Annotated in this window: 25 protein-coding genes and 1 pseudogene; all 26 read left to right on the top strand. The window is 35.8% G+C overall.

Annotated elements, in window-relative coordinates:
- Positions 1 to 126 precede the first annotated feature (126 nt).
- The 26 genes and pseudogenes from LC087_RS06310 to ypjB all read left to right on the top strand — a co-directional run bounded on the left by LC087_RS06310 (position 127) and on the right by ypjB (position 24,190).
- Positions 127 to 882 carry a heptaprenyl diphosphate synthase component 1 gene (locus LC087_RS06310; RefSeq protein WP_226538554.1) on the top strand — a complete coding sequence of 252 codons (756 nt, stop codon included), beginning with the start codon at positions 127 to 129 and terminating at the stop codon, positions 880 to 882.
- 1 nt (position 883) lies between these two features.
- Complete coding sequence (locus LC087_RS06305) at positions 884 to 1,597, top strand: demethylmenaquinone methyltransferase (protein ID WP_226538553.1); 714 nt, start codon at positions 884 to 886, stop codon at positions 1,595 to 1,597.
- A 64-nt stretch (positions 1,598 to 1,661) separates the two neighbouring features.
- Positions 1,662 to 2,624: a heptaprenyl diphosphate synthase component II gene (hepT, locus tag LC087_RS06300; protein WP_226538552.1), complete on the top strand. Its 963-nt coding sequence runs from the start codon at positions 1,662 to 1,664 to the stop codon at positions 2,622 to 2,624.
- 187 nt (positions 2,625 to 2,811) lie between these two features.
- Complete coding sequence (gene ndk / locus LC087_RS06295) at positions 2,812 to 3,258, top strand: nucleoside-diphosphate kinase (protein ID WP_226538551.1); 447 nt, start codon at positions 2,812 to 2,814, stop codon at positions 3,256 to 3,258.
- 329 nt (positions 3,259 to 3,587) lie between these two features.
- The gene (locus LC087_RS06290) at positions 3,588 to 4,364 is read left to right on the top strand and encodes a CheR family methyltransferase (protein WP_226538550.1); all 777 of its coding nucleotides are present in this window, start codon (positions 3,588 to 3,590) and stop codon (positions 4,362 to 4,364) included.
- Between the two features lie 80 nt (positions 4,365 to 4,444).
- On the top strand, positions 4,445 to 5,617 hold the full coding sequence (aroC, locus tag LC087_RS06285) for a chorismate synthase (RefSeq protein WP_306020363.1): 1,173 nt from the start codon (positions 4,445 to 4,447) through the stop codon (positions 5,615 to 5,617).
- On the top strand, positions 5,617 to 6,711 hold the full coding sequence (aroB, locus tag LC087_RS06280) for a 3-dehydroquinate synthase (RefSeq protein ID WP_226538548.1): 1,095 nt from the start codon (positions 5,617 to 5,619) through the stop codon (positions 6,709 to 6,711). Before aroC ends, aroB begins: the two co-directional genes overlap by 1 nt.
- Positions 6,708 to 7,076, top strand: coding sequence for a chorismate mutase (aroH, locus tag LC087_RS06275; RefSeq protein WP_264189764.1), 369 nt, complete (start codon positions 6,708 to 6,710; stop codon positions 7,074 to 7,076). The genes aroB and aroH overlap by 4 nt, the downstream gene beginning before the upstream one ends.
- Before the next feature lie 297 nt (positions 7,077 to 7,373).
- Entirely contained in the window at positions 7,374 to 8,876 is a 1,503-nt protein-coding gene (locus LC087_RS06270; protein ID WP_226538547.1) for an anthranilate synthase component I family protein, read from the top strand.
- Complete coding sequence (gene trpD, locus LC087_RS06265) at positions 8,873 to 9,883, top strand: anthranilate phosphoribosyltransferase (RefSeq protein ID WP_226538546.1); 1,011 nt, start codon at positions 8,873 to 8,875, stop codon at positions 9,881 to 9,883. Before LC087_RS06270 ends, trpD begins: the two co-directional genes overlap by 4 nt.
- Positions 9,876 to 10,628 (top strand): indole-3-glycerol phosphate synthase TrpC, encoded by a 753-nt coding sequence (trpC, locus tag LC087_RS06260; protein WP_226538545.1) that lies wholly within the window; start codon positions 9,876 to 9,878, stop codon positions 10,626 to 10,628. Before trpD ends, trpC begins: the two co-directional genes overlap by 8 nt.
- Entirely contained in the window at positions 10,625 to 11,272 is a 648-nt protein-coding gene (locus tag LC087_RS06255; RefSeq protein ID WP_226538544.1) for a phosphoribosylanthranilate isomerase, read from the top strand. Before trpC ends, LC087_RS06255 begins: the two co-directional genes overlap by 4 nt.
- Positions 11,272 to 12,465: a tryptophan synthase subunit beta gene (gene trpB, locus LC087_RS06250; protein ID WP_226538543.1), complete on the top strand. Its 1,194-nt coding sequence runs from the start codon at positions 11,272 to 11,274 to the stop codon at positions 12,463 to 12,465. The genes LC087_RS06255 and trpB overlap by 1 nt, the downstream gene beginning before the upstream one ends.
- Positions 12,458 to 13,270: a tryptophan synthase subunit alpha gene (gene trpA / locus LC087_RS06245; protein WP_226538542.1), complete on the top strand. Its 813-nt coding sequence runs from the start codon at positions 12,458 to 12,460 to the stop codon at positions 13,268 to 13,270. Before trpB ends, trpA begins: the two co-directional genes overlap by 8 nt.
- A 45-nt stretch (positions 13,271 to 13,315) precedes the next feature.
- Positions 13,316 to 14,413, top strand: coding sequence for a histidinol-phosphate transaminase (gene hisC / locus LC087_RS06240; RefSeq protein ID WP_226538541.1), 1,098 nt, complete (start codon positions 13,316 to 13,318; stop codon positions 14,411 to 14,413).
- A 17-nt stretch (positions 14,414 to 14,430) separates the two neighbouring features.
- Positions 14,431 to 15,537 (top strand): prephenate dehydrogenase, encoded by a 1,107-nt coding sequence (locus LC087_RS06235; protein ID WP_264189763.1) that lies wholly within the window; start codon positions 14,431 to 14,433, stop codon positions 15,535 to 15,537.
- 12 nt (positions 15,538 to 15,549) lie between these two features.
- On the top strand, positions 15,550 to 16,836 hold the full coding sequence (gene aroA / locus LC087_RS06230) for a 3-phosphoshikimate 1-carboxyvinyltransferase (RefSeq protein WP_226538540.1): 1,287 nt from the start codon (positions 15,550 to 15,552) through the stop codon (positions 16,834 to 16,836).
- A gap of 109 nt (positions 16,837 to 16,945) precedes the next feature.
- Positions 16,946 to 17,863 (top strand): hypothetical protein, encoded by a 918-nt coding sequence (locus LC087_RS06225; RefSeq protein ID WP_226538539.1) that lies wholly within the window; start codon positions 16,946 to 16,948, stop codon positions 17,861 to 17,863.
- 37 nt (positions 17,864 to 17,900) lie between these two features.
- The gene (locus LC087_RS06220) at positions 17,901 to 19,151 is read left to right on the top strand and encodes a tetratricopeptide repeat protein (RefSeq protein ID WP_226538538.1); all 1,251 of its coding nucleotides are present in this window, start codon (positions 17,901 to 17,903) and stop codon (positions 19,149 to 19,151) included.
- A 199-nt stretch (positions 19,152 to 19,350) separates the two neighbouring features.
- A pseudogene (locus LC087_RS06215) lies at positions 19,351 to 19,892 on the top strand (ReoY family proteolytic degradation factor).
- A 132-nt stretch (positions 19,893 to 20,024) separates the two neighbouring features.
- On the top strand, positions 20,025 to 20,459 hold the full coding sequence (locus LC087_RS06210) for a DUF2487 family protein (protein WP_226538536.1): 435 nt from the start codon (positions 20,025 to 20,027) through the stop codon (positions 20,457 to 20,459).
- A gap of 142 nt (positions 20,460 to 20,601) precedes the next feature.
- Positions 20,602 to 21,111, top strand: coding sequence for a Rieske (2Fe-2S) protein (locus tag LC087_RS06205; RefSeq protein WP_226538535.1), 510 nt, complete (start codon positions 20,602 to 20,604; stop codon positions 21,109 to 21,111).
- Between the two features lie 12 nt (positions 21,112 to 21,123).
- Entirely contained in the window at positions 21,124 to 21,798 is a 675-nt protein-coding gene (gene qcrB, locus LC087_RS06200; RefSeq protein WP_226538534.1) for a menaquinol-cytochrome c reductase cytochrome b subunit, read from the top strand.
- 32 nt (positions 21,799 to 21,830) lie between these two features.
- The gene (locus LC087_RS06195) at positions 21,831 to 22,601 is read left to right on the top strand and encodes a menaquinol-cytochrome c reductase cytochrome b/c subunit (RefSeq protein WP_226538533.1); all 771 of its coding nucleotides are present in this window, start codon (positions 21,831 to 21,833) and stop codon (positions 22,599 to 22,601) included.
- Positions 22,602 to 22,681: 80 nt separating this feature from the next.
- Positions 22,682 to 23,278, top strand: coding sequence for a lipoprotein heptaprenylglyceryl N-acetyltransferase LhaT (locus tag LC087_RS06190; RefSeq protein ID WP_371932687.1), 597 nt, complete (start codon positions 22,682 to 22,684; stop codon positions 23,276 to 23,278).
- 132 nt (positions 23,279 to 23,410) lie between these two features.
- The gene (gene ypjB / locus LC087_RS06185) at positions 23,411 to 24,190 is read left to right on the top strand and encodes a sporulation protein YpjB (RefSeq protein ID WP_226538531.1); all 780 of its coding nucleotides are present in this window, start codon (positions 23,411 to 23,413) and stop codon (positions 24,188 to 24,190) included.
- Positions 24,191 to 24,317 lie beyond the last annotated feature (127 nt).

Here is a 24,317-nt window from a genome sequence, read left to right as displayed (position 1 = left end):
TTATTACTTATTTACAAGGGTCTATTTAAGATGAGTACCCCTACCCAAAAATGTATCATTCTATGGTATAATAATCTTCGACCTTTCAAGGGAATAATAGTATGTACAAGACAAGGGTGATCATGATTGCAAGAATATACTTTAAATAAAACAAATATACGACAAAGCCTAAAAGATCATCTTTCTCATTCATATTTGTTGAAGTATATTCAACAACCTGAAATTGATGAAGATAAATTATTATTATTATTAGCATTCTTTGAAGGTTTACCAGACCTTACAGTTAAACAGAAACATACATATGTTATTACAACTCTGTTAGTGCAAATTGCTCTAGATACCCACGAACAGGTGACCAGCGATAAAATAACAAGTCAAGAACAACTAGTTCAAAGACAGTTAACAGTCCTTGCTGGGGATTTTTATAGTGGATTATACTACCAACTCCTGTCTCAAATAGATGATATTAGCTTAGTTCGAACCTTGGCTAGAGCTATTAAAGAAATTAATGAGCATAAGATGCGAATTTATGAAGGAAATCAAGGTGAAATAATAAGTCTAACAATTGTGGAATCCTCTTTATATAAACATTTGTTTAGCTATTATAATTGTTCTTCTTGGGTACAGCTTGCAGAATCCTTTTTGATGTATAAAAAACTAAATTTACAATTACCTTCACTTTTTGGACTGGATCACTCAATTTTAGACCATAGTAAATTTAATCAATCTATACTAATAAAATCACTTAGTAATTTAGACCATTCCCAAGTAGGATTTCACACACATTATAAAAACCAATTAGTAAACCGAATAGAAAGTTTAATTAATAGTGAAACCTCACATCCTAAATATATTTTAAATACAGCGGTAGAGGATGAGTAAATTGCCAAAGGCTAAAGAAGAACGTGTCCATGATGTTTTTGAAAAGATTTATAAAAATTATGATAAAATGAATTCCATCATAAGCTTCAAGCGTCACATAAAATGGCGGGAAGAGACGATGAAGCATATGGCTGTTAAAGAAGCAAGTCATTGTTTAGATGTATGTTGCGGGACTGCCGATTGGACTATTCGTTTGGCAGAAGCTGTCGGTAATAAGGGGAGAGTAGTTGGGCTCGATTTTAGTGAAAATATGCTGCAAATAGGCCAAGAAAAAGTCAAACATGAGCAGTTAGATTATATTGAACTCATTCATGGAAATGCTATGAATCTTCCCTTTGACGATAACAGCTTTGATTACGTAACGATTGGTTTTGGTCTTCGAAATGTTCCAGATTATAATCAAGTTTTACAGGAGATGACTCGTGTAGTTAAACCTGGGGGAAAAGTTGTATGTTTAGAAACTTCTCAACCAACAATGATTGGATTCAAACAAGGGTACCAGTTTTATTTTCGTCATTTAATGCCTTTTTTTGGAAAAATATTTGCTGGTAGTTATGAAGAGTATTCATGGCTTCAAGAGTCCGCGAAAGACTTTCCAGATATGAAAAAATTAAAATTTATGTTTGAGCAAGCAGGTCTTCAACACGTCCAAGTAAAATCGTTTACTGGTGGAGTTGCAGCCATGCATTTAGGAATTAAACCTGAAAAAAATTAATGAAAAATATGATTCCTCAAGGCGAGAAAAAATAGAAGATATTTTGAAATCTAGGTGAAACAGAATGAAGCTTAATGCTGTTTTTTCGTTTATAAAAAATGATCTTAAAGAAATAGAATCTGAATTAGAGAGAACCATTCAATCTGAATATCCATTATTGAGTGAAGCAGGGCTACATCTTCTTCAAGCAGGAGGAAAGCGAATTCGTCCTGTTTTCGTTATGCTATCCAGTATGTTTGGTGACTACGATATTAAAAGGGTTAAACGAGTGGCTGTTTCACTTGAATTAATTCATATGGCTTCTCTTGTACATGACGATGTCATTGATGATGCGAAGCTAAGGAGAGGCAAGCCAACCATAAAGGAAAAATGGGACAATCGGATTGCGATGTATACTGGAGATTTTCTGTTTGCACGTTCACTTGAAATGATTACATTTTTAGATAACCCACTTGCCCACAAACTTTTGTCTAAAACTATCGTTGAAGTATGTTTAGGAGAGATTGAACAAATAAAAGATAAATTTAATGTTGATCAAAACTTACGTCAATATTTGCAAAGGATTAAAAGAAAAACAGCATTACTAATTGCGACAAGTTGTCAACTAGGGGCCATATCTACAGAAGTTGATGATGTTACTCATCAAAGGTTATTTTGGTTTGGTTATTATATTGGCATGTCATATCAAATTATTGATGATATTCTGGACTTTACTTCATCTGAAAAAAAGCTAGGGAAACCAGTAGGAAGTGATCTTCTTCAAGGGAATATAACATTACCCGTTCTATATTCTTTACATGACCCTAAACTGTCAGGTCGAATTAAAAAGATCAATAAAGATACCCCTGCTAATGAGATGACAAATATTATTAAAGAAATAAGAAAAAGTCCAGCCATCGATCAATCCTTTGAATTAAGTAATCGTTATTTACATAAAGCTTTAAATATATTAGATAAGTTACCAGATGGAGAACATAAAATAAAGCTTGAAGAGATTGCGAACTATATTGGTAAGAGAAAGTTTTAAGACAGAGTTTATTGTACTAGGAACCATTCACCTCTGATTTTTGAGGTGTTTAATTCATATTTCTCACTCAAATACTCCCCTTTAAATAAGAGATAGTACCGGATTTGAATTGCGAAAACGCTTTAATGATGGTAAGATTTACTTTGTATGATTTGTTTTATACATAAGAAGATGGGGTGGAGAAACGATGGAGAAAACATTTTTAATGGTCAAGCCAGATGGAGTGCAACGTCAATTAATTGGGGAAATTGTTGCCAAGTTTGAAAAAAAAGGATTTCAATTAGTAGGTGCAAAGCTCATGCAAATTCCAACTTCTTTAGCAGAGAAGCATTATGGTGAGCATGAAGGGAAACCTTTCTTCGGAGAACTGGTGGACTTTATTACTTCAGGGCCGGTATTTGCCATGGTTTGGCAAGGAGATCATGTAATTGAGGTTGCTAGACAAATGATGGGGAAAACAAACCCGAAAGAAGCATTACCTGGAACAATCCGCGGTGACTACGGTATGTTTGTTGGAAAAAATATTATCCATGGTTCAGATTCTCTTGAAAGTGCTGAAAGAGAAATTGGCTTATTCTTCAAAGAAGATGAACTTATATCGTATGATTCTTCTTTAAACCATTGGATTTATTAATTTTACAAAAAAGTGCTACTAAAGAAGTGATATTGCTTCTTTAGTAGCACTTTTTTTATTTTGTGATTTTGTTCTGCATCAGAGTATATAACAAACTGTGATACAATTGTAGTGCATAAAGGGTGCTATATAGAATATTTTTTATGCTGAAACATACATTATTTAGAATATTCTGATTTATCGAGTTCTAGGGTCCAGCGACCCCGACGTACACGATGTGTTAGCGTCACCGTTAGTCACAGGAGTTTGACGATCATTTTTCCCCTTCGTCGCTAGCAGGACGCTTACGCTTTTCTATGTATCAATTTGGACTGAAAGGAAAACTATATATGGAGGAAAAATCATATCAACAATTTATCGCAAATATTAAAAAAACGATGGGAATAGATTTGTTTTTGTATAAAGAAGGACAAATGAAAAGGAGATTAACGTCCCTTTTTATGAAACGAGGATTTGAAAGCTTTGATCAATATTTTTGGGCATTAAAGCAGGATCAACACTTGAAGCAAGAATTTCTTGATCGAATTACAATCAATGTTTCCCAATTTTTTCGAAATAAAAATAGGTGGGATATTTTTGAGAAAAATATTCTTCCCCCTTTATTAAATAAAAAGGAAAGCTTAAAAGTATGGAGTGCCGCTTGTTCTAGTGGGGAGGAACCTTATACGATTGCGATGATTCTTTCGAAGCATTTGCCCCTTTCAAAAGTGAACATTGTAGCTACAGATATTGACGATCGTATGCTTGAGAAAGCGAAAACAGGGGTGTATTCTGAATTGTCATTGCAAGAGACTTCAAATGATATGATTCAAAAGCATTTTACCAAGGTGGAGGATCAGTTTTTCATTCATGATGATATAAAAAAGTGTGTAGAATTTAAAAAACATAATCTTCTAGCAGATTCCTTTGAAAAACAAGTAGACTTTCTTGTTTGTCGGAACGTTTTGATTTATTTTACTGAACAAGCAAAGGTAGAATTATACAAACGGTTTAGCAGCTCTTTAAATAAGGAAGGTATTCTATTTGTAGGAAGTACAGAACAAATTTTTTCCCCTAGTCAATATGACCTTCACACAATCGAAACATTTTTTTATCAAAAATATTAATAAATTTACTACCCAATTAGGTAATGTTCATGATATAGTTTTACATAAAAGCTTTAAAGTAATGAAGGAGGAGCTGTAATATGAGATATTTAACAGCTGGTGAATCGCATGGTCCTCAATTAACAGCGATTTTAGAAGGAGTACCTGCTGGTTTATCTTTATCAGTAGATGATATAAATGTGGAGCTTCAAAGAAGGCAAAAAGGGTATGGTCGAGGAAGAAGGATGCAAATTGAAAAAGACACCGTGCAAATAAAAAGTGGAGTCAGACATGGTCGTACGCTAGGTTCACCTATTACGCTAGTAGTTGAAAACAACGATTGGAAACACTGGACCAATATTATGGCAATTGAGCCTATTTCTGAAGAGCAAGAGAATAATATAAAGAGAAAAATTTCTAGACCAAGGCCAGGTCATGCAGACTTGAATGGAGCCATGAAGTATGGACATCGCGATATCAGAAATGTGTTAGAAAGATCATCTGCACGTGAGACGACGATCCGTGTTGCAGCGGGGGCAGTTGCTAAAAAGATTTTGAAGGAGCTAAATATCGACGTTGCAGGACATGTGATAGAAATTGGTGGAATCAAAGCGAAAAATAAAGCCTATTCCTCTTTACAACAACTAAAGTCTGTAACTGAACAATCTCCTGTTCGCTGTTTTGATCAAGAGATTGAAAAAACAATGATGAATCAAATTGATCAGGCAAAGGAAAATGGAGATTCAATTGGAGGAATTGTGGAGGTTATTGTTGAAGGGTTACCTCCTGGATTAGGAAGCTACGTACATTATGATAAAAAACTCGATGCAAAAATAGATCAAGCAATTGTTAGTATAAATGCTTTTAAAGGTGTTGAGTTTGGAATTGGATTTGATGCCGCGCATACATATGGAAGTAAAGTCCATGATGAAATTATCTGGGATGAGATTAATGGCTATACTCGTAAAACCAATCATTTAGGAGGCTTTGAAGGAGGTATGACGACTGGAATGCCTGTCGTGGTTAGAGGAGTAATGAAGCCTATACCAACCTTATATAAGCCGCTGAATAGTGTTGATATTGAAACAAAAGAAACATTTGCAGCAAGTATTGAACGTTCAGATAGTTGTGCAGTTCCTGCTGCGAGTGTCGTGGCTGAGTCTGTGGTTGCTTGGGAACTCGCACATGCCATCCTTGAGCAATTTGGAAGGGATCAAATGGATTTTATTAAAAAAGATTTAGATCAATTTTCTGCCTATACGAGGAAGTTTTAATGGAAAGAATCTGGGTACATGCGACTAGTAAAAGCTATCCTGTTCTCATTGGTCAGGACATCTTAGCGACTTTTCCAGAAGTAATAAAAGAAGTAGTAAATCGAACAGAGAAAGTCCTAATTTATGTGGACGAAAATGTCTACAGTTATCACTATGATCAACTAATATCTATATTGCAACCTCACTTTAAAGAGGTCTTCACGTATATAGTCCCGAGTGGTGAATCATCTAAATCGTTTCAACAATACTATGATGGAATTACATTTGCTTTGGAGAAAGGGTTAAACCGAAAGTCATTAATATTGGCATTTGGTGGTGGGGTTGTTGGTGACTTAACCGGGTTTATTGCGTCTACTTACATGCGTGGTATCCCTTATATCCAAATCCCAACTACGCTTCTTGCCCATGATAGTGCAATCGGAGGGAAAGTGGCGATAAACCATCCGTTAGGAAAAAATTTAATCGGTGCTTTTTATCAGCCAAACGCAGTGTTTTTTGAAACGAGCTTTTTAAAAACTCTCTCCCATAAACAATGGTTAAGTGGCTTGGCAGAAGTTATCAAATACGGGTTTATCGATGATCCTGATTTTCTAATGGAACTTCAAAAGAACGTGCAAAAAGTTGAGGACTTATCAGATTCGTTTATCAAAAAAATCATTTCAAAAGGAATTAAAATTAAAGCGAAAATAGTAAAGGATGATGAACAAGAAAAGGGTGTTCGAGCTTATTTGAATTTTGGCCATACGTTAGGTCATGCGATTGAATCTTTGTATGGATATGGAAAAGTAACCCATGGTTCGGCTGTTGCAACTGGAATGATGTTCGCTTTATGGTTGAGTGAAAATATAAGTGAAAAATCATTACATTACCTACAATTATTGAATTGGATGACACAAATGGGCTACCAATCCACCATTGACTCTACGATTTCTACTGAAACGTTTGTTGAAAAGATGAAACAAGATAAAAAGTCGACGGATGATTATATAAAGATGGTTTTACTTGACCGAATAGGTCATCCATTTATAAAAGATTTTACTAAAGAAGAACTCATGAGTTACTTAAATATTTGGAGGCAGGAGGGAAAGAAATGATTGTTAGAGGGATAAGAGGAGCTACTACCGTTGATCGAAATGAGGAGAAGCAAATAACAGAGGCATCCATGAATTTATTAAAGGAAATGATAAAGCTTAACAACATTCAGTCAGAGCAAGTTGCATCTCTGTTTATTTCTGTTACGTCTGATTTATCTGCTTCTTTCCCTGCAAAAGCACTCAGGCAACTAGAAGGATATCAATTTGTTCCAGTAATGTGCATGAAGGAAATCGATGTAAAAGATAGCATGCCGATGTGTATTAGAATGATGATGCATATAAATACAACAATGGATCAAGTGGATATTCATCATGTATATTTAAAAGAGGCAGTAGGCTTAAGACCCGATCTTATTGACAAATAAGGTGGCATATAATAAAGTGTCTATAAGCAATAAGTAAACAACATTTTTATCAATTAGATTAGTTCAGTTTAGTAGTAGGTTGTTCAAACCATTTGGTTTGAATAGCCTCATAGAGAAATTTATTAGTTTAGAATGAGAATAGCATAGTCGAGGTCTTGTTGATTAAAGTGGAGTCAAAGTCAATTGGTATGATTAAATAGTGCCATGACTTATTTTTGCCATATTTTTATATAGGTAAAAGAGTTTTCCTCTATACACAACCTCACTTTGCTCATTCTATAAAAGGAGTGAAGCAAAATGAACCCTCTTTTTTCACAGTTTTGTGAAGATGCCAACAAGTTTAATACCATTCCAATTGTAGAGAGTATGTTTGTAGACCAACTTACGCCATTACAAATCTTTCATCTGTTCAAAGAACAGGCGGTATACTTTTTAGAAAGCTTTGATGAGGAATCACCTTGGTCTCGTTTTTCTTTTATTGGCATAAGCCCACAATATTATGTCGAAGAATGTCATGGTTTGTTTGTCGCGAAAGACAAAGCGGATAACATGATTGAAAAAAATTCTTCGTTAAGTGATTTAATGCAGCAATTGACGAATCGTTTAAAAGTCAAAGTGGCCGATATTGATGCTCCGTTTAAAGGAGGAGCCGTAGGGACAATCGGGTATGATGCGGTTCACATGTTTGAGAAAATGGTCAGCCATCCAGAAAAAAAAGCAGATTCATCGGTTGAACTCGTGATTTGTGAGTTCGTCATTGCGATAGACCAACGGAGACAGAAAGTGCATTTTATCAAATATGTCGAAGTAAAGGGCGATCTAAAAGAAAAATATGATCATTCTATTCAGCAATTAACGAAGCTAAAAGCAAAGTTGTTGACAAACACTCAAGTACTCTCTCCTATTCAATTTGAAAATAAAGTAAACAATGAAGATTTGTTTACAAATGTTTCTTCCAATTATTCAAAATCTAAGTTTGTAGAAGATGTGGAGCAAATTAAAGAATACATTCGTGCTGGAGATATATTTCAAGCTGTATTATCACAACGCTTTGAACTGGAAGTTAAATTCACTGCGTTCACACTATATCGTGTATTACGAATGATTAATCCGTCTCCTTATTTATTTTATTATAAAGGGAAAACAGAAGAACTCATTGGAAGCTCTCCTGAAAGATTAATCAATGTCATAGGAGATGAACTAGAAATTCATCCTATTGCGGGGACACGGCGAAGGGGAGAAACAGCAAAAGAAGATCAAGTAATTGCCAATCAGCTGAAAGAAGATTCAAAAGAATTAGCAGAGCATCATATGTTAGTGGATTTAGCAAGAAATGACTTAGGAAGAGTGAGCCAATATGGAACGGTGCAAACTCCTATTCAAAAAGAGATTGTTTATTTTTCTCATGTAATGCATATGATTTCCAAAGTGACAGGGAAAAGAAGAGAGGACATACATCCTGTTGATGCCTTAACCGAAGCATTCCCAGCAGGCACTGTATCCGGTGCTCCTAAAATCCGAGCCATGCAAATCTTAAATGAACTAGAACCAACGGCTAGGCAAAGTTATGCAGGTGCGATGGCTTATATCGGCTATGATGGCAATATTGATTCTTGCATTACGATTCGTACAATTAGACTTAAAGAAAATAAAGCCTATATTCAAGCAGGAGCGGGAATCGTAGCTGATTCAATACCAGAAAATGAATGGAAAGAAACACGTAACAAAGCTAGTGCACTCATTTTTGCGATCAAGCTAGCAGAGCAATGTGACTTGCTATGTGAGGTGAGTGTACAGTGAAAAACATTTTAAACTATGTAGTGGAAGGTAATTCCCTTTCAAAGGAACAGGCGATAGAAGTGATGAATCAAATGTTACTTGGTGATTTTTGTGAAAGCCAAGTAGCAAGTTTATTGTCTATGATGCGTTTAAGAGGTGAAACAGTGGAAGAAATGGTTGGATTTGCAACCGCTATGCGAGCCCACATGTTAAAAATTAGAGGAATTGATGATGTAGTGGATACGTGTGGGACAGGTGGAGATGGAAAATCAACCTTTAATATTTCTACTGCTGCAGCGATTGTCAGTTCTGCTAGTGGTATTATTATTGCGAAGCATGGAAATCGAGCTATTTCTTCTAAAAGTGGAAGTGCAGATGTGTTAGAACAATTAGCTATTCCAATTCAATCTACCATTAAAGAGGTAAAAGAATCCTTGTCTAAAAACAACATGTCATTTTTGTTTGCCCCTTACTATCATTCTTCAATGAAAAATGTGGCACAGGTAAGAAAAAGTCTTGGTTTTCGAACTGTTTTTAATCTTTTAGGTCCTTTAGCAAATCCAGCTAATGCGAAACGACAAGTAGTTGGTGTATTTTCAACAAGCTATGCTGAGAAATTAGCTCACGTCTTTAAAGAACTAGGTTCTAGTCATGTACTAATTGTTACGGGACAAGATGGACTTGATGAAATATCAATTTCAGCACCAACAGATATCGTGGAATTAAAGAATGAAAAAATATCACGCTATACTTTAAGCCCAGAAGATGTTGGTTTAACAAAAGGAGAAATCGATGATCTGAAGGTGGACTCAACAGCTGAAAGTGCATCCCTTATTAAACAAATATTTTTAGGGAAGGCAAACAATAGTGCTAAACAGATTGTTGCGATGAATGCAGGAGCTGCTATATATGTATCTGGAAAGGTAGCCAGCTTAAAGGATGGAATTGACAGGGCAATCTATACAATTGAAAGCGGAAAAGCGTATCAACAATTAAAAAATCTTCAAAAGGAGAGGGAGTATGCTTGATCAAATTATTCAACATAAGAAAAAAGAAATTGAATCTATGATGCTCCCAAAACAAGCTAGTGTCCCTCGTTATTCATTTAAGAGTGCTTTAGAGAAACCTAAACGATCCCTTGCTCTAATTGCTGAAATTAAAAGAGCAAGCCCGTCCAAAGGGGTGATCAATGAAACAGCAGATCCCATTATGGTTGCCAAGCAATACCTTAATGGGAGAGCAGATTGTTTATCGATTTTAACGGATGAACGTTTCTTTCACGGGAAGAAAAGTTACATTGAACTAGTGAAACGACATGTGAAATTACCAGTGCTAAGAAAAGATTTTATTATTGACGAGAAACAAATTGAGGAATCTGTAAGGATTGGAGCAGATGCCATTTTATTGATTGGAGAAGTCTTGCCTCCTTCAAAGCTTCACCATTTTTATCAAAAAGCATATGAAAATGAATTAGATGTGATTGTTGAAGTGCACTCAGACGAAACGTTGTTAAGAATCTTAGATTTATTTCAACCTGAAATTGTAGGTGTTAACAATCGAGATTTAACAACATTTCAAACAAACGTTAAGCATACAGAAAATATAATTGTTCAAATACCAAAAGAAACATTGGTCATCAGTGAAAGTGGAATTTTTACCCCTGACCATATTGGTTATGTGAAATCGCTCGGTGCGGATGGCGTCCTAGTCGGAGAATCACTGATGCGTTCTTCCAACCAACAAGAGGCTATTAAGAGGTTATTTGGAGAATGAACACCATTCATCCAATGATAAAATATTGCGGGAATACGAGTTTAGAAGATTTACAGAAGGTTGTTCAGTCAAAAGCAAACTACATCGGTTTTGTGTTTTCTGAAAGTAAAAGGAAGGTCGAAGCAAAGGATGTCGTTAACTGGATTAACCAAGTTGATCTTCGCAGCAAGAAGATTGTTGGGGTTTTTGTAAATCCAACGATTGGTGAAATTGAAACAGTTTTTTCTTATGTGCCCTTAGATGTTATTCAACTACATGGAAAAGAAAGTTTGTCGTTTGTAAAACAATTAAAGGGACGTTATCCAAAAATCACATTATGGAAAGCACTCCATTTTAATGAGGAACTACAAATAGAAATCGACCAATTCCATCAATATGTTCAAGCGTTTGTAGTCGATAGTAAAGTAGATGGAATGTGGGGGGGGACAGGGACTCGTTTTGATTGGCGAGCTGTCCCATTTATTAAACAGTTTATGGAATTTAAAGGTAAACCTTATTTTATTGCTGGTGGGATAAATGAAGGGAATATTAAACAATTATTATCTTATCAGCCATACGGGATCGACCTAGCGAGTGGTATAGAAGAGAAGAGTCAGAAGAGTATGAGAAGTATAAAAGCTTTAGAAGAGAGGTTGATGAACTGATGTATAGTGTCCCAACGAAAAGAGGAAAGTTCGGTGAATTTGGAGGTAAATTTGTTCCTGAGACATTAATTGAACCCCTTTATGAAATTGAGAAAGCGTTAAAAGAGGCATTGCAAGACCCGAAGTTTAAAAGTGAATATAATAGGTTGTTAAAAGAATATACGGGTAGACCTACATCATTAACCTTTGCGGATCATTTAACAACCCAACTTGATGGGGCAAATATCTTTTTAAAAAGAGAGGATTTAACTCATACGGGGGCACATAAGATAAACAATGCCATTGGTCAAGCTTTATTAGCAAAAAAAATGGGGAAAACAAAAATCATCGCAGAAACAGGAGCAGGCCAACACGGAGTAGCAGCTGCTACTGTAGCGGCAAAGTTTAATATGGAATGTAAAGTGTTTATGGGAGAAGAAGATATCGAAAGGCAACAGTTAAATGTCTTTCGTATGGAATTATTAGGAGCAGAAGTGGTTCCTGTTTCAAGTGGAAACAAGACGTTAAAAGACGCAACAAATGAAGCAATTCGCTACTGGGTGGCAAATTGTCAAGATCATTTTTACATGATAGGTTCTGTAGTTGGACCTCACCCATATCCTTATATGGTAAGGGAGTTTCAAAAGGTTATTGGAGAAGAAGCAAAGGAGCAATTTGTGGAGGTTGTCGGTAAACTTCCAAATGCCGTTGTTGCCTGTGTTGGCGGGGGTAGCAATGCAATAGGAATGTTCACATCATTTGTTGATACTGATGTTCCACTATATGGAGTTGAAGCAGCAGGCAAAGGAATAAACACGGCATTCCATGCCGCAACAATTACAAAAGGATCAAAAGGAGTTATTCACGGATCACTAACGTATTTGCTTCAAGATGAATTTGGACAAATTAGCGAACCGTATTCAATATCTGCTGGGTTAGATTATCCTGGAGTTGGACCAGAGCATGCTTATTTAGCAAGTATAAACCGAGTCGAATACGATAGTGTGACCGATCAAGAGGCGCTTGAAGCTTTATTATTATTGGCGAAAACGGAGGGCATATTATGTGCCATTGAGTCTGCTCATGCTATTGCAAAGGTTATAAAGTTAGCAAAGCGGCTTCCAAAGGGTCAATCGATATTAGTATGTTTATCGGGTAGAGGCGATAAAGATGTTCATACATTAATGAAGGAGTTGAGGACGGGTCATGAGTAAAAGGAATGAGCTATTAATTCAATCAGATAAACCTTTATTTATTCCTTATATTGTCGCTGGAGATCCGTCTGAAATAGCTACAATTGACATCGCGCTCTCACTGCAAAAAGCTGGTGCTTCTGCTTTAGAGTTAGGCGTTCCATATTCTGACCCTTTAGCAGATGGTCCTACTATTCAACGGGCAGCTAGTCGGTCATTAAAAAGAGGGATGTCGATTATAAGTGCCATGTGTTTAGCACGGAAAATGAAAAAAGCAGGATTGACCATCCCGATCATTCTTTTTACCTATTATAACCCTGTGTTACAATTAGGGAATCAAAACTTCTTTGCTTTAATGAAGGAAAATGCTATTGAAGGTCTCCTTATTCCTGATTTACCTTTTGAAGAAAGTGAAGCCTTGAGAGCAAATTGTCAAGAAAATTCAATTACTTTTATTTCATTATTAGCACCGACTTCAATGAATCGGTTAGAGAAAATTGTTTCTCAAGCACAAGGCTTTCTTTATTGTGTATCTTCATTAGGAGTTACTGGAGAAAGAAAAGAATTTGATCAGTCTGTTCTTTCGTTTGTTGAAAAAGTAAAAGAAAAGAGTGATATTCCGGTTGTTGTAGGCTTTGGTATTTCAACAAGAGAACAAGTGCAACTATTTCAAAACGTTTGTGATGGAGTTATTGTAGGAAGTGCCATAATTAATAAAATAGAACAATTAGTGAAAGATCATGAGTGGAGCGCTGAATCAAAACAAATATTTGATCAATATTTACTACAATTATTGGGGAATTCGAACCTTCAACATAAAGTATAATATCTATAACAAACATATAGATAACAAGATGACCGAGGTGAGGAAATGGAAATTAAACAACAATTAAAGTCTCTTACTCCTTATAAGCCTGGAAAACCGATAGAAGAGGTGAAAAGGGAGCTTCATCTTGATAAAGTGGTTAAGCTGGCTTCCAACGAAAATCCTTATGGGTGTTCTCCTAAAGTGAGGGAAGCGATAATGGATGAAGTGAACCTATTGGCCATTTATCCAGATGGTTATAGTGCAGATTTACGAAGATCACTAGCTAATTATTTGCATATTGAAGAAGGAAAGTTAATTTTCGGTAATGGTTCAGATGAAGTTGTCCAAATCCTTTGTCGGTCATTATTACAGGAAGGGTTTAATACAGTTATGGCTACACCAACATTCCCTCAATATAAACATAATTCAGTAATTGAGGGAGCAGAAATAAGAGAGGTCCCTTTAAAGGATGGGGATCATGATTTGAAAAAAATGGTCGATCAAATTGACGAAAACACAAAAATATTTTGGATATGTTCTCCAAATAATCCAACTGGAACTTATGTAAATGAAGATAAATTAAAATCGACTTTAAAGAAAATCCCTTCCCATGTTCTTGTTGTTGTGGATGAAGCTTATTATGAATATGTACAAGTGGAGGACTATCCAAATACGCTTTCTTTATTAGAAGAGTTTGACAACTTATTTATATTACGCACTTTTTCAAAGGCTTATGGACTAGCTGCTTTAAGAATTGGTTATGGAATTGGTCATGCTAATATTATACAAGCGATTGAACCGACAAGAGAGCCATTTAACACGAATCGTTTAGCACAAGTTGCAGCTAAACAAGCTTTGCTCGATCAGTCATTTATCCAAAGCTGTACTAAAAAAAATAGGATAGAAAAACAAAGGTTTTATGATTTTTGTAGTCGGAATCATCTTTCTTATTGTGAAACAGAAGGGAACTTTATTTTAATCGATTTCAAACGAGATAGCGATGAATTATTTCAAGCCCTATTAGAGCAAGGCTATATTGTTCGTTCAGGAAAAGCACTTGGATTTAATACTTCTTTACGAATTACATTTGGAACAAAGGAGCAGAACGAAGAGATCATAAAAGTATTAGAAGAAATTCTTTCACAAAAAAATAGTGATTAATATAATAGGTGGTCATCATGAAAAACGTTTTTATCATTGGGTTGGGACTTATTGGGGGTTCCATTGCGTTAAATATTAAAAAGCATCATCCTTTTATGAACGTGATTGGTTTTGACATTAATGAACAGACGAGAAATAAAGCAAGAACGATAAAAGTGGTCGACCAGTCTGTATCAACCATTGAGGAAGGTGCAAAACAGGCAAATGTTATTATCATTTCGACGCCGGTTCAAAAAACAATCGACATTTTATATGAGATTCGTGATATCCCATTGCAAAAAGGAGTCATCATCACAGATGTTGGAAGTACGAAGAGATATATAGTAGAAAAAGCAAGGGAAATATTACCTCATCCTATCTGTTTTATAGGTGGACATCCGATGGCAGGGTCTCATAAATCAGGAGTGGAAGCTGCCCGAAGTCACTTATTTGAAAATGCTTTTTATATATTAACTCCTACCAATAGTGAGGAGCAAAAACAAAACGTTCAACAACTAATGGAATTGTTAAAAGGAACGAAAGCGAAATTTCACACGATGTCTGCTGAGCAGCACGATGAAATGGCTGGCGTCATTAGTCACTTTCCTCATATTGTTGCTTCTAGTCTTGTCCATCAAGCAAAGAAAAGCGAAGAAAATCTATTCGATATAAAGATGTTCGCTGCTGGAGGATTTCGAGATATTACAAGAATAGCTTCTAGTAACCCAACGATGTGGAGAGATATTTTATTACAAAATCAAGAAGTAATAAACGATCTTTTTTCAAAGTGGTTACTAGAAATGGAACGTATTCAACGTATGGTACAAAAAGAGGATGCAAAAGGGATTTATGAGTTTTTCTCTGATGCAAAACAATTTCGAGATGGGCTACCTGAAAAACAAAAAGGGGTTATTCCTTCCTTTCATGATTTATACATAGACGTTCCAGATAACCCTGGAGTTATATCTGAAATTACTTATTATCTTGCGAAAGAAAAGATTAGTATAACGAATATAAGGATTATTGAAACTAGGGAAGATATTTTTGGTGTTTTACAAATTACATTTCAGACAGAATACGATTGTATACAAGGCAAGGATTGCATTGAAAAACATACACCATATCAAACGTACATTGCAAAATAGGGAGTAGAATAGATGAAGAAATTATTAAGCGTTTCACAATTAGCGGGGCAAATTGAAGTACCAGGTGATAAATCCATTTCTCATCGGGCGATTATGTTCGGTTCCTTAGCGAAAGGAACAACAACCATTCATCGCTTTTTATTAGGAGAAGACTGTTTAAGTACAATTTCCTGTTTTCAAAAGATGGGTGTGGATATTGAAGTTAATAACAAGGAAGTTATCGTTCATGGCAAAGGAAAAGAAGGTATGACAGAGCCAGTTGAAATATTAGATGTAGGGAATTCAGGAACGACTACTCGTTTAATGCTTGGGATTTTAGCAGGTATGCCTTTTCATGCATGTATTATCGGTGACGAGTCCATTGCAAAACGACCAATGGGTCGAGTAACAAAGCCTCTTCAAAAGATGGGAGCGAAAATTGATGGGAGGATGGATGGGAAGTATACACCGATCTCGATTCGAGGTGGAAATATTACCCCCATTGAATATCACTCTCCTGTGGCAAGTGCTCAAGTGAAGTCTGCGATTTTATTAGCAGGATTATTATCGGAAAAAGGAAAAACAACGGTCATTGAACCACACACTTCAAGAGATCATACAGAAAGAATGTTAAAGTCATTTGGCGCTACTGTAAAGATCGACGGTTTAACCACTTCGATTGAAGGGGGACAACAGTTAAAGGCATCTCATATAAATGTTCCTGGAGATATTTCTTCAGCTGCTTTCTTTTTAGTCGCAGGTGCCATTGTACCCAATAGTTCAATTACTCTTAAAAATGTAGGCATCAATCCGACACGATCAGGTATTTTGGATGTACTAATGGAAATGGGAGCAGATATCACAATTGATGAACATGATACAGACCAAATGGAACCGCTCGCAAATATTCATATTCAATCGTCTCAACTAAAAGGAATAGAGATTGGCGGTGCACTTATCCCAAGGTTAATTGATGAAATTCCAGTCATCGCTTTGCTAGCATCTCAAGCACAAGGAACAACGGTCATAAAAGATGCTGCCGAACTTAAAGTAAAAGAAACAAACCGTATTGATACGGTTGTGCAGGAATTGTCGAAATTAGGTGTGAATATAGAAGCTACTCTTGATGGAATGATCATTAAAGGGAAGAATTCGTTACATGGAAATGCAACCGTCTCAAGTTATGGTGACCATCGAATAGGAATGATGCTTGCCATTGCAAGCACCATTTGTCAAGAGGAAATCTTGTTAGAAAATTCAGAGGCTATTAACGTATCATACCCAATGTTTTTTGAGCACTTAGAGCAACTAGCGAAATAACGAACGGTATAGAACATCTTAGTGAAAACACTAAGGTGTTTTTTCTTGGTCTATTTCGCTTCTTCTACTCATAGCTTGTCTTAAGAAAAGAAAAAGGTGGAGAGGAAAAATGCCTTATATTATTAACGAGGTAGATTTGTATAGAAAAAACAAGATTAAAAAAGTGTCGGTTTTAGTAAACAATGGGCGTTTTGATCAAATTAATAATAGCCTCTCGAATTATCAATTTGTCCAGATGAATGGCAAAGATTATGTAATGACACCCGGTCATGTTTTTTTTGATTTTATCCTTACTTCAAAGGATTCCTTTCCAGCATTTAAAACATTCTTTTTGGAAAGTATTATAAATAAAGGCTGTACAACAGTGATTCCAATCATTCCTGTGAATCGTTTGCGAGATTTAGGTCAACAGTTTAAAAAATATCGTCATTTAATGATTAATGCTCCTGTTGATTTTTGTTTTGGAATTAAAATTTCGTACCAAACTTTAACTGAACAATTAATTTACAAATGTCATCATCAAAAGTGCAAGGTGATTTTTGTTAATGTGAATCATTCTAAACAGTTGGATACAATACCGTGGGGGTTTATCCAACATGCTACTTCTTTTTACACTATTCCAATTATTCCTTTACTCGACGACACTTCTATTAGTAGTATGGAAAAACGAAAGATACAAACGAAATGGAAAAAGATAACGAAAGCGCATCGAATAGTAACTTCAATAAGAAAGATTGAAGAAGGTGTACCCATACGAGAAGATCTTCTTATGAAATTAGGCTTAAATCCAATACGGGGGGACGTCAGAGTAGGGGCAAATGTTGATTACAATCTTTATTCTTCAGAAACAAAAAAGGCAATAGTTGAACAAAATGGTGAACTCAATTATGATAAACATATTCCATTAATTACAGTTCATAATGGTCGAGTAATCAAAGCAGGGAAAGAAAAATTTTTATTTGTAGGTTCTGGAAGGGAATTGCGTGAGGTGGTTCCATCTAGGTTTAAGAATAATAACTACATATAATATAGCCATTTTCACAAATGAGGAAGGATCGTTCAAGGTGAAACAACGTATACAAGAAGCAATCAAACTAGTTGAAGAAGGACAAGCAGAGCAAGGTCTTAAAATCATTGAGGAAACGATGCCAAAACTTGATGATCAAACAAAACTACAGCTGGCTGAACAATATTATGAATGGGGCTTAATTGAAAAAGCCGTGGAAATAGTAGAGGAAATTACTTTACTATATCCTGAAGAAATAGATATTTCTATATTTCTTGCTGAATTATATATAGATATTGATAAAGAGGATGAAGCAATCGAAATACTTCAGCGTGTTCCTCGTCATGATAATCGTTATGTACAAGCGCTCGTTTTACAAGCAGACTTATATCAAATGCAAGGGTTATTTGAGGTTAGTGAAAAAAAGTTAAAAGAGGCCAAACAAATAAACAATCAGCCTATTATTGATTTTGCTTTAGCAGAGCTCTATTTTCATCAAGCCTATTATCAAAAGGCCGTTCCGTTATACGAACAAACAATACGAAGCTTTTCTGAATTGAATGGTGTTCTCATTGGCCAAAGACTAGCTGAAAGTCTTAGTAGCTTAGGCTCGTATAACGAGGCGCTAAATTATTATCGCGAACTTAATAGTAAAGATCCTGATCATTTATTTGGATATGGAATGACAGCTCTTCAAGCTGAACAATTTGAAACAGCCATTCGTCAATTCGAAGAATTACAAGATTTAGATCCATATTTTACTTCGCTTTATTTACAGTTAGCTAAAAGTTATGAACAAACTGGTAAAGTCAATGAGGCTCAGGAAACGATAGAAAAAGGACTCAAGTATGATGAATATAACAAAGAAATGTATTTTTTTGCAGCGAAGTTATCCATTAAGCAACAACAAATGCAAAAGGCTATTGAGTTCTTGCGCCAAGCAATAGCGCTTGACCCAGGGTATATTGAAGCCATTATTATGTTATCTAAAATACTTCTACAAGAGGAAATGTTTGAAGAGGTAATTGAAAGCTTACAAGAGGTCATGAAATTTGAAGAATATGACCCACAGTTTGATTGGGATTTAGCGTATGCTCATCATCAATTGGAAAATTATTCAGAGTCATCAAACCATTATGAGCGTGCATATACTTCTTTCAAAGAAGATAAAGAGTTCTTGCAAGAATATGCTTTTTTCTTATTAGAGGAAGGACAAAAAGCTCGAGCGATGCAACTATTGAAAAAGGCTCTAAGGATCGAACCTTCAAATGTCGAAATAGAGGAAATCCTAAGGCAATTAGACGAGTAGTTTCATGGACTACTGGGCAGGATTTAATATATCTATGTTGAATTATTATTTTGAAAGAAAAGAAAAGCGGAAGTGCCCGTCTAGCGATGACAAACATTATAACAATCCTTTTTTACATCTTGTCTAGTTAACTGAATGTTTAATAATAAGGAATATTGGTTGCTTAATCAAATTGAGATGAAGCAGAGGAGGGAAATAGGTGTCAGCCCTTGTATCTGTAAACGAAAAAAAAGATTTTATTCGCTGGTTTTTAAATCACTATCAGTTGAAGAGGAGAGAGTGTGTTTGGATTTTAAACTATTTAATGAGTCACGATACTCTTCTTGCTAATGTTCATTTTGTTGAACAAGCGCAATTTTGTCCTAGAGGAATCGTGATGAGTACACACTGTATTGATGAAGTACCTTTTCGGTTTTACAAGGAAAACGTGATGACAACAGATGCAGAAAAATCATTTCATGATATTCGTCTTAACAAAGAAGAGGAATTATATATTCAATTAAATTTTAAATCAGCTTTCCAGTCTCCACAATTTGCTGCCGTTTTAGAAGAAAACCCGTTTATGCCGAAGCATCACTATATTACTGCTAAAGATCGGTTAGTAGCAGAAAGGTTTATCGAGTCCACAATTCAAACATTTCAAAGAGAACACTCCTCTTGAAAATTGATGCGGCTCTGGATCGACATGACAAGAAGACATTTGTTGAGTTGTCTAAGAAACTAAAACAATTACCCCAATAATCCTTTGGCGACCTCAATATGGTTATACCTCGTTTGACCTGATAATAAGAAAGTGATCAGGTCTTTTTTGTTTGTTCAATAATAAGTTATACTAGATATAAGTTTTACATACAAAGATTGGAGCGATAGGTGATGAGATGGGAAATAAAGGACTGGGATTTGTACAAGCAATCCAAGGAATATGTGGATACGGTTGTTGTTCCTGTTGTCCCGCTTAGTCTAAAAAATAAACAACAACTTGAAAAACATGAATACTTAACGTTACTAAGTCAAGAATTAGAAAAACAGTTAAGAGGTCGACTGTTTTTGACTCCACCACTTGTATATTTTTTTCCGGAAAAGCAGAGATTAGAAACAGATATGAATAATTGGAAAGAAATTTTAAGTAAACATTTTACATACATTTTTTTCTTAACGGGTGAAGAAGTCCTAAAAGAGAGCCAAGATGTTTTATGGAGTCCAACAATCCCTATTGAAAATATGGACCAATCATTGAAAAAGAAAGTGATTCAAGATCAAGTGGCACAAATTTTGAACATTTTATTACAATATTGGAACAGTCGTTAAAAACCTTATCATAACAGGGGTTTATCTGTGATGATGTTATTGACCTTGACTGGAGATTGATATATCATGATTATGTCCTAGTTTTATATATTTGTATTCGTATGTCCGTTTGGACTTAGCTTAAGATAGAGGGGGGAGAATGATGAGCGAGAAAAAGCATCAAGTATCAAGGCGTCAATTTTTAAATTACACCTTGACAGGTGTCGGTGGTTTTATGGCTTCTGCAGCACTTATGCCAATGGTTCGTTTTGCTCTTGATCCGGTATTAAAGGATTATAGCGGAGGAGATTTTGTTGCAACTGGAACGAAGGTTGATGACATTACTACTGAACCTGTTTCTGTTGACTTTGTTGTAGAACAAGTAGACGCATGGTACGAATCAGATGAGCCTAAATCTGCATGGGTATATAAAGATGACAATGGAGAAATTGTCGCCTTATCACCGATATGTCAGCATTTAGGTTGTACTGTAAACTGGAACGGGGATTCAGCAAATCAAAATATGTTCTTTTGTCCATGTCATAATGGACTATATAAAAAGAATGGGAAAAATGTTGAAGGAACTCCACCTCCATCACCATTATTAAAATATGAAACGAAAGTGAAAGATGGGATCCTGCTTTTAGGAAAGGCGAATCCACAAAATCTATAGGGAGGCGTTAATATGCTGAACAAGTTATACGATTGGGTAGATGAACGTTTAGATATTACGCCTATGTGGCGCGATATTGCGGATCACGAAGTTCCGGAGCACGTTAATCCTGCCCATCATTTCTCTGCATTTGTATACTGCTTTGGAGGATTAACCTTCTTTGTTACCGTCATACAAGTGCTTTCTGGAATGTTTTTAACTATGTATTACGTACCAGATATTAAAAATGCATGGGAATCTGTTTATTATTTACAAAATGAAGTGGCCTTTGGACAAATTGTTCGTGGGATGCACCACTGGGGTGCGAGTTTAGTTATCGTAATGATGTTTTTACATACATTACGGGTCTTTTTCCAAGGAGCCTATAAAAAGCCACGAGAGCTTAACTGGATCGTCGGGGTGTTAATTTTTATGGTTATGCTTGGTCTTGGATTTACCGGATATTTACTACCTTGGGATATGAAAGCGTTATTTGCTACGAAGGTAGGTTTGGAGATTGCTGAGGCAACGCCATTAATTGGAACACATATTAAAGTTTTACTTGCGGGAGACCCAGAAATTGTTGGAGCTCAAACGTTAACTCGCTTCTTTGCAATTCACGTCTTCTTCTTACCAGCAGCATTATTCATGTTAATGGGTGCACACTTTATCATGATTCGAAAACAAGGAATTTCTGGACCGTTGTAAGTTGAAGATTTGAATGAAAAGGAGGGGAACAAATGAAACGCGGTAAAGGTATGAAGTTTGTTGGTGATTCTCGTATACCTGCATCAGGTAGAATGCCAAACATTCCGAAAGATTATTCAGAGTATCCAGGAAAAACGGAGGCTTTCTGGCCGAACTTCTTGTTAAAAGAGTGGCTTGTTGGTGCTGTATTTTTAATCGGATATTTATGTTTAACAATAGCTCATCCTTCTCCTTTAGAGAAGATTGCGGATCCGACAGATACAGCGTATATTCCACTTCCTGACTGGTACTTTTTATTTCTTTATCAATTATTGAAATATCAATTTGCATCGAGTCAATATACGGTTATCGGTGCGATTATCATGCCAGGTTTAGCATTTGGTGCCCTTATGCTTGCACCGTTTTTAGATAGAGGACCTGAAAGACGTCCACATAAACGTCCAGTGGCCGTTGGCTTAATGCTATTAGCGGTAGCTTCAATCATCTTCTTAACGTGGGAATCTGTTGCCTATCATGACTGGGAAGCAGCAGCACAGCAAGGAAAGATTGTTGAAGGGCCTGAAATTGATACAGAAGCAGAAGGATATCAAATCATGGATGCACAAGGATGTCTTAGCTGTCACGGAAACAACCTGGAAGGCGGAGCTGGACCATCATTAGTTGATACAGGGTTAACACCTGAGGAGATTGCGGAGATTGCTGTAAATGGTCAAGGCGATATGCCAGCAGATGCGTTTAAAGGAACCGATGAAGAGCTTAAAGTTATGTCTGAGTTTATTGCAAATGTAACATCTGAAGAATAAAAGCTGACTTAATGTCAGCTTTTTTCTGTATCAAAGGGTATAATAGAGAAGTATATTAGTGTGTAGGATGAGTGATGAATGTGAAACAACTATATTATGTATTAACAAGACCGCCTTTTTTATGGCTCTTACTCGTCATTAATGTTTTTGGAACGGTATATGGATACTATTGGTATCGATATCAATTAGCTTATACTGACTGGAAATTTATTTTGTTCGTTCCTGATAGTCCTACGGCTACATTGTTTTTTATTCCTGTTTTAATTGCTTTTTTATTTCGCAAGAATAGTAAATGGTTTGAAGCCTTTGCGATGCTATCATTGTTTAAATATGGAGTTTGGGCTGTTATCATGAACCTCCTTGTTTTATATACGACTGGAGAGTTATCTTTAGCAGGATATATGCTTATTGCTTCCCATGGAGGAATGGCGCTTCAAGGACTACTATACGCCCCTTATTATCGATTTAAGCTAAAGCACCTTGCCATTGCATCTATCGTTCTTTTGCACAATGAAATGATTGATTATGTTTTTGGACAAATGCCTGTTTATTCAGGTTTATCAGCATATAGAGACATCATCGGATATTTTACTTTTTGGTTGAGTATTATATCTATTGCAATCGCTTATCGACTTGTTTTACATAAAAACGCAACAAAGTATCATATAACTTTTTGAAGTTTGAGATTGTAAGAGGTTGTCTCAAAGTGAGAGAGTTTCTTTACAATTTGATTGATATCATATTGATAAAAAGGTCTACTCTTGTCCATTTCAACATACTTATTATTATAAGTTGTAGGGGGGACAAGTATGAAAAGGGCTTTATTTCTAGTATTTGCAATCATGTTGATTACCTTCCAAGGTCAAGCGCAATCCAATAGTTGGGATTCATTAGATGACACGGTTGATTCGGCGTGGCAATTGGCTAAACAAGAACGGTTTAAAGAAGCTACCCAACTTTTATTATATTTTGAAAAGCAGTTAAATGATATCCCAGTAACTACGGAACGAACTGTAGATGATGTTTATATATTGACGACAACTTATCAAAATGCACTTGATGCGATGCGGTCCAATAGTATAAGCAATGATGAAAAGGTTCGTGCCATCACAAAACTTCGCTTAGTATCGGATGCTTTTTTTTACGATGAAAATCCAATGTGGAGAGCGATGGAAGATGAGTTGATGCTACGAATGACTCATTTAATGACTAGTATAGAAAATGGTGATCAAGAGCTTTTTAATAATCATTGGAGTCATTTTCTAGATCAATACCGCTTAGTGTATCCTTCACTTATGATGGATGTACAAGCAATTGAAGTGAATCGAATAGACACTCAAGTTTCGTCAGTTGAAAGTTCAGCTTTTCATAAGATGTCTACACAAACAAAATTGAATCATTTATCAGTCATGGAAGAGGATTTAAAAAGAATGTTTAAGGCTGTGGAAGAAGATGAGGCAGATCCTTCGTTAGTTTGGGTCATCATTACAACTGGAGGTATCATCGTACTTTCTCTTCTTTACACTGGATGGAGGAAATACCAAGGTGAAAAACTAGAGAAAAAAAGAAAGGTGAAAAAAGAGAGATGAGACCAATCAGCTTCGATGGAATCCTAGTTACATATGAAAATAAGGTTGTCTGATCATATTTCAGACAACCTTTAATGTATGAGGTAATAATCTAAATGTACAGCTTATTCGTCGCTAAGCGACCGCT

Origin of the sequence: Bacillus carboniphilus (assembly GCF_020524035.2) — a bacterium.
Classification (GTDB): Bacteria; Bacillota; Bacilli; order Bacillales; family JAIVKR01; genus Bacillus_CC.
Note: the sequence above shows the minus strand (reverse complement) of the source record. Positions and strands in the feature narration are given on the sequence as shown.

Coding starts and splice junctions, on each gene's coding strand:
- LC087_RS06225 (WP_226538539.1), top strand. CDS start 16,946: ATGCCTTATATTATTAACGAGGTAGATTTGTATAGAAAAAACAAGATT.
- hepT (WP_226538552.1), top strand. CDS start 1,662: ATGAAGCTTAATGCTGTTTTTTCGTTTATAAAAAATGATCTTAAAGAA.
- LC087_RS06255 (WP_226538544.1), top strand. CDS start 10,625: ATGAACACCATTCATCCAATGATAAAATATTGCGGGAATACGAGTTTA.
- LC087_RS06270 (WP_226538547.1), top strand. CDS start 7,374: ATGAACCCTCTTTTTTCACAGTTTTGTGAAGATGCCAACAAGTTTAAT.
- trpC (WP_226538545.1), top strand. CDS start 9,876: ATGCTTGATCAAATTATTCAACATAAGAAAAAAGAAATTGAATCTATG.
- LC087_RS06205 (WP_226538535.1), top strand. CDS start 20,602: ATGAGCGAGAAAAAGCATCAAGTATCAAGGCGTCAATTTTTAAATTAC.
- LC087_RS06235 (WP_264189763.1), top strand. CDS start 14,431: ATGAAAAACGTTTTTATCATTGGGTTGGGACTTATTGGGGGTTCCATT.
- LC087_RS06210 (WP_226538536.1), top strand. CDS start 20,025: ATGAGATGGGAAATAAAGGACTGGGATTTGTACAAGCAATCCAAGGAA.
- LC087_RS06195 (WP_226538533.1), top strand. CDS start 21,831: ATGAAACGCGGTAAAGGTATGAAGTTTGTTGGTGATTCTCGTATACCT.
- qcrB (WP_226538534.1), top strand. CDS start 21,124: ATGCTGAACAAGTTATACGATTGGGTAGATGAACGTTTAGATATTACG.
- ypjB (WP_226538531.1), top strand. CDS start 23,411: ATGAAAAGGGCTTTATTTCTAGTATTTGCAATCATGTTGATTACCTTC.
- aroH (WP_264189764.1), top strand. CDS start 6,708: ATGATTGTTAGAGGGATAAGAGGAGCTACTACCGTTGATCGAAATGAG.
- trpB (WP_226538543.1), top strand. CDS start 11,272: ATGTATAGTGTCCCAACGAAAAGAGGAAAGTTCGGTGAATTTGGAGGT.
- ndk (WP_226538551.1), top strand. CDS start 2,812: ATGGAGAAAACATTTTTAATGGTCAAGCCAGATGGAGTGCAACGTCAA.
- aroB (WP_226538548.1), top strand. CDS start 5,617: ATGGAAAGAATCTGGGTACATGCGACTAGTAAAAGCTATCCTGTTCTC.
- trpA (WP_226538542.1), top strand. CDS start 12,458: ATGAGTAAAAGGAATGAGCTATTAATTCAATCAGATAAACCTTTATTT.
- LC087_RS06290 (WP_226538550.1), top strand. CDS start 3,588: ATGGAGGAAAAATCATATCAACAATTTATCGCAAATATTAAAAAAACG.
- hisC (WP_226538541.1), top strand. CDS start 13,316: ATGGAAATTAAACAACAATTAAAGTCTCTTACTCCTTATAAGCCTGGA.
- aroC (WP_306020363.1), top strand. CDS start 4,445: ATGAGATATTTAACAGCTGGTGAATCGCATGGTCCTCAATTAACAGCG.
- aroA (WP_226538540.1), top strand. CDS start 15,550: ATGAAGAAATTATTAAGCGTTTCACAATTAGCGGGGCAAATTGAAGTA.